The sequence below is a fragment of the Streptomyces sp. WELS2 genome, from assembly GCF_013870595.1.
Classification (GTDB): domain Bacteria; phylum Actinomycetota; class Actinomycetes; order Streptomycetales; family Streptomycetaceae; genus Streptomyces.
Genome location: NZ_JACBWZ010000492.1, coordinates 1 through 4,735, shown reverse-complemented (window position 1 = coordinate 4,735; position 4,735 = coordinate 1). Strand labels below are relative to the sequence as shown.

Here is a 4,735-nt window from a genome sequence, read left to right as displayed (position 1 = left end):
GCACCGAGTGCGACGGCGCGGTCCGCCGCACCCTGCTGCCCACCCACGCCGAGGAGATCGACTGGATCGCCGACTCCCTCGCCCACCTGGTGCGCACCGGCACCCGCCAGGCCAGATCGCCGCCCTGAGCCGGACCGCGACCCGAGCACCCACGGCACACCCCCGACTCGCCCGGCCACCGAGCTCCCCGCCCCCGGACCCCGGCCCGCCCGGAGACCCCTGCCTCCGCACTCCACGCGACTCGCCGGCACCCCCTGTCACCCGCGCGTCAGCCGTCGTCGCCCCCGTGTGACAGGCCCCGCCCCGTGTCCCGCGCCCCGGGGCTTCCCATCCGCTACGCGCGTAGATATGCTCGTCTGGTGACCATGCCCACTACCGCATCCTCAGCCCACGTTCTCTCGGACGTCGCCGCGTCCGACAGCACGCTGCGCCGCTTCCTGCACGGGCTGCCCGGCGTCGACGCGGTCGGCCTGGAGGCGCGCGCCGCGTCCCTCGGCACCCGCTCCATCAAGACCACCGCGAAGGCGTACGCCATCGACCTCGCCATCTCGATGGTCGACCTGACGACGCTGGAAGGCGCGGACACCCCGGGCAAGGTCCGGGCGCTCGGCGCCAAGGCGGTCCATCCCGACCCCACGGACCGTACGACTCCGACGACGGCCGCGGTCTGCGTCTATCCCGACATGGTGGCCGTCGCCAAGGAGGCCGTCGCCGGCTCCGGCGTGAAGGTCGCCTCGGTGGCCACCGCCTTCCCGGCCGGCCGGGCCGCGCTCGACGTGAAGCTGGCCGACGTGCGCGAGGCCGTCGCCGCCGGCGCCGACGAGATCGACATGGTCATCGACCGGGGCGCCTTCCTGGCCGGCCGGTACCTGAAGGTGTACGACGAGATCGTCGCCGTGAAGGAGGCCTGCGGGACGAGCGCCCGGCTGAAGGTCATCTTCGAGACCGGCGAGCTGTCGACGTACGACAACATCCGCCGCGCCTCCTGGCTCGGCATGCTGGCCGGCGCCGACTTCATCAAGACCTCCACCGGCAAGGTGGCCGTCAACGCGACCCCCGCGAACACCCTGCTCATGCTGGAGGCGGTGCGCGACTTCCGGGCGCAGACCGGCGTCCAGGTCGGTGTGAAGCCGGCCGGCGGCATCCGCACCAGCAAGGACGCGATCAAGTTCCTGGTGCTGGTCAACGAGACCGCGGGCGCGGACTGGCTGGACAACCACTGGTTCCGCTTCGGCGCCTCCTCGCTCCTCAACGACCTGCTGATGCAGCGCCAGAAGCTGGCCACGGGCCGCTACTCCGGCCCCGACTACGTAACGGTGGACTGAACCATGGCATTCGAGTACGCTCCCGCGCCCGAATCGCGCGCGATCGTCGACATCGCCCCGGCGTACGGCCTGTTCATCGATGGGGAGTTCGTCGAAAGCCCGGGCGGGGATCTCGCCAAGACGGTCTCCCCGGCCACCGAGGAAGTGCTCGCCGAGTACACCCAGGCCAACGCGGAAGACGTCGACCGGGCGGTCAAGGCCGCCCGCAAGGCGTTCGAGAAGTGGTCGGCGCTGCCCGGCTCCGAGCGCGCCAAGTACCTGTTCCGCATCGCCCGCATCATCCAGGAGCGCAGCCGCGAGCTGGCCGTCCTGGAGACGCTGGACAACGGCAAGCCGATCAAGGAGACCCGCGACGCGGACCTCCCGCTGGTCGCCGCGCACTTCTTCTACTACGCGGGCTGGGCCGACAAGCTCGACCACGCCGGTTTCGGCGCGAACCCGCGGCCGCTGGGCGTCGCGGGCCAGGTCATCCCCTGGAACTTCCCCCTCCTGATGCTGGCGTGGAAGATCGCCCCGGCGCTGGCGACCGGCAACACGGTCGTCCTGAAGCCGGCCGAGACCACCCCGCTGTCGGCCCTGTTCTTCGCGGACATCTGCCGCCAGGCCGGCCTGCCCAGGGGTGTGGTCAACATCGTGACCGGTGACGGCCGGACGGGCGCCGCGCTGGTCGCCCACCCGGACGTGAACAAGGTCGCCTTCACCGGCTCGACCGCGGTGGGCAAGGAGATCGCCCGCACGGTCGCCGGTACGTCGAAGAAGCTGACGCTCGAACTGGGCGGCAAGGGCGCCAACATCGTCTTCGACGACGCGCCGCTGGACCAGGCCGTCGAGGGCATCGTCAACGGCATCTTCTTCAACCAGGGCCAGGTCTGCTGCGCGGGCTCCCGCCTGCTGGTGCAGGAGTCGGTCCAGGAGGAGCTGCTGGACGCCCTCAAGCGCCGGCTGTCCACGCTCCGCCTCGGCGACCCGCTGGACAAGAACACCGACATCGGCGCGATCAACTCCGCCGAGCAGCTGGCCCGGATCACCGCGCTGGCCGAGCGGGGCGAGGCGGAGGGCGCCGAGCGCTGGTCCCCGGCCTGCGAACTGCCCGGCTCCGGCTACTGGTTCGCCCCGACGCTGTTCACGAACGTCACCCAGGCGCACACCATCGCCCGTGAGGAGATCTTCGGCCCGGTGCTGTCGGTCCTCACCTTCCGCACGCCCGACGAGGCCGTCGCCAAGGCCAACAACACCCAGTACGGCCTGTCGGCCGGCATCTGGTCCGAGAAGGGCTCGCGCATCCTGGCCGTCGCGAACAAGCTGCGCGCCGGTGTCGTCTGGTCCAACACGTTCAACAAGTTCGACCCGACCTCGCCGTTCGGCGGTTACAAGGAGTCGGGCTTCGGCCGCGAGGGCGGCCGCCACGGCCTGGAGGCGTACCTCGATGTCTGACCGTTTGAGTGTCTTCAAGACCTACAAGCTGTACGTCGGCGGGAAGTTCCCGCGTTCCGAGAGCGGCCGGGTGTACGAGGTGACGGACTCGAAGGACAACTGGCTGGCCAACGCCCCCCTGTCCTCCCGCAAGGACGCCCGGGACGCGGTGGTCGCCGCGCGCAAGGCGTTCGGCGGCTGGTCCGGCGCGACCGCCTACAACCGCGGCCAGGTCCTCTACCGCGTCGCGGAGATGCTGGAGGGCCGGCGCGAGCAGTTCGCGCGCGAGGTGGCCGACGCGGAGGGCCTGTCGAAGTCGAAGGCGGCGGCCGTCGTGGACGCGACGATCGACCGCTGGGTCTGGTACGCGGGCTGGACCGACAAGATCGCCCAGGTGACCGGCGGCGCGAACCCGGTGGCGGGCCCGTACTTCAACCTCTCCTCGCCGGAGCCGACCGGTGTGGTCGCCGTCGTGGCCCCGCAGGAGTCGTCCTTCCTCGGCCTGGTGTCGGTCGTGGCCCCGGTGATCGCCACCGGCAACACGGCGGTCGTGATCGCCTCCGAGAAGGCCCCCCTGCCCGCCCTGTCCCTGGGCGAGGTGCTCGCCACCTCCGACGTCCCGGGCGGTGTCGTCAACGTCCTGTCCGGCCGTACGGCGGAACTCGCGGCGCCGCTGGCCGCGCACCAGGACGTCAACGCGATCGACCTCGCGGGGGCGGACGAGGCGCTGGCCAAGGAGCTGGAGATCGCGGCGGCCGACAATCTCAAGCGGGTGCTGCGTCCACAGCCTGTGGACTACTTCGAGACGCCCGGCATCGACCGGATGACGGCGTTCCTGGAGACGAAGACGGTGTGGCACCCGACGGGGTCGCTGGGCGCGGGAGGGTCTTCCTACTGACGGTTCCCGCCGTGCGGGGGCGCGTTCAGTGCCCCAGGGACGCGAGGAGCGGGCCCGCCAGGGGCACGCTGCCCAGGGACGAGGCCTGGGCCAGCGGACGCGTCAGCGTCTGGGTGCCGACCGGCTGGAAGTCGGCCACCTGGGTGCCAACGCCGTTGTCCAGCGGGTCGACGCCCGTGCCCGCCAGCGGGTTGGGCTTGAGGCCGGTGACCGGGCCGGTGACGTAACCGACGATGCCCGTCAGGGCGCGCAGGCCGGCCTCGGGGTCGATGTTGCCGGGGTCGGTCATGCGGTAGGTCACTCCCGAGTCCGAGCCCGAGACCGTCTCGGCGGACGCCGTGGCCGCCCCCGCGCCCAGGGCCGCCCCGGCGGCGGCGAGGGCGACCAGGGCGCGCTGCGCGGTGGAGTGCTGGGGAGAGGCGTGTCGGGCCATCGTTGATGCCACCTTCTGCTGCACTGGGTGATCGTGTCGGCACGAAGGGTAGTTGAGGCGGGGCTCACGCTCAAAAGCCGACCCGCGGGGTCGGCAGACGGTCCGTCATGCGTCAAACTGGTGTTCCGTGAGCATTCATCCCCCGTCTCCCGCCCGTGTCGTGCTGCTGTGCGGCCCCTCGGGCTCGGGCAAGTCCCTCGTCGCCGCCCGCTCCGGGCTTCCCGTGCTGCGCCTGGACGACTTCTACAAGGAGGGTGACGACCCGACCCTGCCGCTGGTGGAGGGGAGTTCGGACATCGACTGGGACCATCCGCGGTCCTGGGACGCGGACGTCGCGGTCGAGGCCATCGCCCGGCTGTGCGCCTCGGGGTCGACGCCGGTGCCGGTGTACGACATCGCGCTGAGCGCCCGTACCGGCGAGGAGACGCTGCACATCGGCCGTACCCCGCTGTTCATCGCCGAGGGCATCTTCGCCGCGGAGATCATCGGGCGCTGCCGGGAGCTGGGGGTGCTGGCGGACGCGCTGTGCCTGTCGCGCGGCGCGTTCACCACCTTCCGGCGGCGCTTCCTGCGCGATCTCAAGGAGGGCCGCAAGTCGGTGCCGTTCCTGCTGCGCCGCGGCTGGCGGCTGATGCGCGCGGAGCGGTCGATCATCACCCGCCAGGT

General features: G+C 71.6%; 5 protein-coding genes. 4 read left to right on the top strand and 1 reads right to left on the bottom strand.

The genetic code is table 11. From position 1 onward, the window contains the following. The first annotated feature begins 365 nt into the window (after positions 1-365). The 3 genes from deoC to H5J33_RS24000 are packed head-to-tail and all read left to right on the top strand — an operon-like array spanning position 366 to position 3,636. The gene (deoC, locus tag H5J33_RS24010) at positions 366-1,325 is read left to right on the top strand and encodes a deoxyribose-phosphate aldolase (RefSeq protein ID WP_030789653.1); all 960 of its coding nucleotides are present in this window, start codon (positions 366-368) and stop codon (positions 1,323-1,325) included. Positions 1,326-1,328: 3 nt separating this feature from the next. Then, positions 1,329-2,759 carry an aldehyde dehydrogenase family protein gene (locus H5J33_RS24005; protein ID WP_181796970.1) on the top strand — a complete coding sequence of 477 codons (1,431 nt, stop codon included), beginning with the start codon at positions 1,329-1,331 and terminating at the stop codon, positions 2,757-2,759. Beyond that, positions 2,752-3,636 (top strand): aldehyde dehydrogenase family protein, encoded by an 885-nt coding sequence (locus tag H5J33_RS24000; protein ID WP_181796969.1) that lies wholly within the window; start codon positions 2,752-2,754, stop codon positions 3,634-3,636. Before H5J33_RS24005 ends, H5J33_RS24000 begins: the two co-directional genes overlap by 8 nt. Before the next feature lie 25 nt (positions 3,637-3,661). Here H5J33_RS24000 and H5J33_RS23995 read toward each other — a convergent pair whose 3' ends face one another. After that, positions 3,662-4,069, bottom strand: coding sequence for a hypothetical protein (locus H5J33_RS23995; RefSeq protein WP_181796968.1), 408 nt, complete (start codon positions 4,067-4,069; stop codon positions 3,662-3,664). A 127-nt stretch (positions 4,070-4,196) separates the two neighbouring features. On the opposite strand from H5J33_RS23995, the gene H5J33_RS23990 reads away from it, so the two are divergent. Beyond that, on the top strand, positions 4,197-4,735 hold a 539-nt coding region (locus H5J33_RS23990; protein ID WP_309485478.1), incomplete at its 3' end, for a uridine kinase.

What these genes read in the sequence shown, in the direction of transcription:
- H5J33_RS23995 (WP_181796968.1), bottom strand. Translation starts at nt 4,069, where the DNA reads ATGGCCCGACACGCCTCTCCCCAGCACTCCACCGCGCAGCGCGCCCTG.
- deoC (WP_030789653.1), top strand. Translation starts at nt 366, where the DNA reads ATGCCCACTACCGCATCCTCAGCCCACGTTCTCTCGGACGTCGCCGCG.
- H5J33_RS24000 (WP_181796969.1), top strand. Translation starts at nt 2,752, where the DNA reads ATGTCTGACCGTTTGAGTGTCTTCAAGACCTACAAGCTGTACGTCGGC.
- H5J33_RS24005 (WP_181796970.1), top strand. Translation starts at nt 1,329, where the DNA reads ATGGCATTCGAGTACGCTCCCGCGCCCGAATCGCGCGCGATCGTCGAC.